This window comes from Stenotrophomonas capsici, assembly GCF_034961085.1.
GTDB lineage: Bacteria > Pseudomonadota > Gammaproteobacteria > Xanthomonadales > Xanthomonadaceae > Stenotrophomonas > Stenotrophomonas capsici.
Genome location: NZ_JAYFUH010000174.1, coordinates 1 through 1,525, shown reverse-complemented (window position 1 = coordinate 1,525; position 1,525 = coordinate 1). Strand labels below are relative to the sequence as shown.

Annotated in this window: 2 protein-coding genes; one reads left to right on the top strand and one right to left on the bottom strand. The window is 68.1% G+C overall.

Translation table 11 applies throughout. The features are described 5' to 3' along the window. A partial coding sequence (locus tag VA603_RS10805; protein WP_323438822.1) for an aldehyde dehydrogenase family protein occupies nucleotides 1–689 on the top strand: 689 nt, incomplete at its 5' end. A gap of 436 nt (nucleotides 690–1,125) precedes the next feature. Here VA603_RS10805 and VA603_RS10800 read toward each other — a convergent pair. Further along, nucleotides 1,126–1,525 (bottom strand): transaldolase family protein (locus tag VA603_RS10800; RefSeq protein WP_323438821.1); only part of this gene is annotated, 400 nt, incomplete at its 5' end.

Here is a 1,525-nt window from a genome sequence, read left to right as displayed (position 1 = left end):
AGTGGTTCAACGCCGGGCAGACCTGCATCGCCCCGGACTACGTGCTGGTCGACGCCGGCCGCGTGGATGCCCTGGTGCAGGCCCTGCGCGAACAGGTGGGCGCGCGCTATGGCAACTTCGACGATGCCAGCGACTACAGCCGCATCATCAACGACGCACAGTTCGCGCGCCTGAAGGGCTACGTGAGCGATGCGCGCGCGCGCGGCCTGCAGGTGGTCGAGCTGGCGCAGATCGATGCCGAGCGCCAGCGCCGCGAGCGCCTGTTCCCGCCGACGGTGATCCTGCAGCCCGGCGACGACGCCACGGTGATGCAGGAGGAGATCTTCGGCCCGATCCTGCCGGTTCGCGGCTACCGCACGCTGGACGACGCCATCGCCACCATCAACGGGCGCGACCGGCCGTTGGCGCTGTACCCCTTCAGCCACGATGCGGCGACGGTGGAGAAGATCCTGGGCCGTACCGTGTCCGGCGGCGTCACCGTCAACGACACGCTGCTGCACTTCGCGATCAACGGCCTGCCATTCGGCGGCATCGGTGCCAGTGGCATGGGTGCGTATCACGGCCGCGCCGGGTTCGATGCGATGAGCAAGCGTTTGCCGGTGCTGTGGCAGACCAAGCGTGCGGGCAGTGACCTGCTGCGGCCGCCCTACAGCAAGGTCGCGAAGTTCATCGACTTCATTTCGCGCTGACGCTGTCCGAGCGCCCTCATCCGCCCCTTCGGGGCACCTTCTCCCATTGCATGGGAGAAGGGAGGGCCTGCGGCATTGCGTGCCCGGGCGGGGTTTGGCTGCATTCCCGCCGCTGCTGCTGAAAAGGAAAAGCCGTAACCGGACCGGGGACCGGCCGGTTACGGATGACCCGGCACAAAGGGAGAGGGAGCCGATGTCGAAAAGTGGTGTCCAAAGCCCCTGTCCCGCAAGGCGGGGGAAGGAGGCTCTCGGGCATTGCGTGCCCTGGCTTTCTGCTCAAGCCCCTCTCCCGTGAACGGGAGAGGGGTTGGGGTGAGGGCGCTGTGGAAGCACGTAAACGCTACGGCAACGCAAGAACGCCCTCATCCGCCCCTTCGGGGCACCTTCTCCCCTGCAGGGGAGAAGGGAGGTTCGCTGGCGCTGCGTGTGGGTCTGCTTACTTCGCCAGTTCGTCGGCAATGCGTTGGCGCAGCGTCTGCAGGTCCTGGGCGAACGCGTCGATGCCGGTGGCCAGCTTCTCGGTGGCCATCGGGTCGGCGGCCAGGTCGGCGTCGAACCTGGCTTCATCGATGGCGGCCACGTTGACGGCTTCGGCCGCACCGGCCACCAGCTTGCGCGGCAGCTCGCCGAAGTCGGCGTCCAGCTTCTCCAGCAGGTCCGGCGAGATGGTCAGGCGGTCGCAGCCGGCCAGCGCTTCGATCTGCGCGGTCGAGCGGAACGAGGCACCCATCACCACCGTCGGCGAGCCACGGCGCTTGAACTCGGCGTACACGCCGCGCACGAACTGCACGCCCGGGTCTTCGTCGATGCTGGCCGGCGCCTGGCCGTTGGCCACG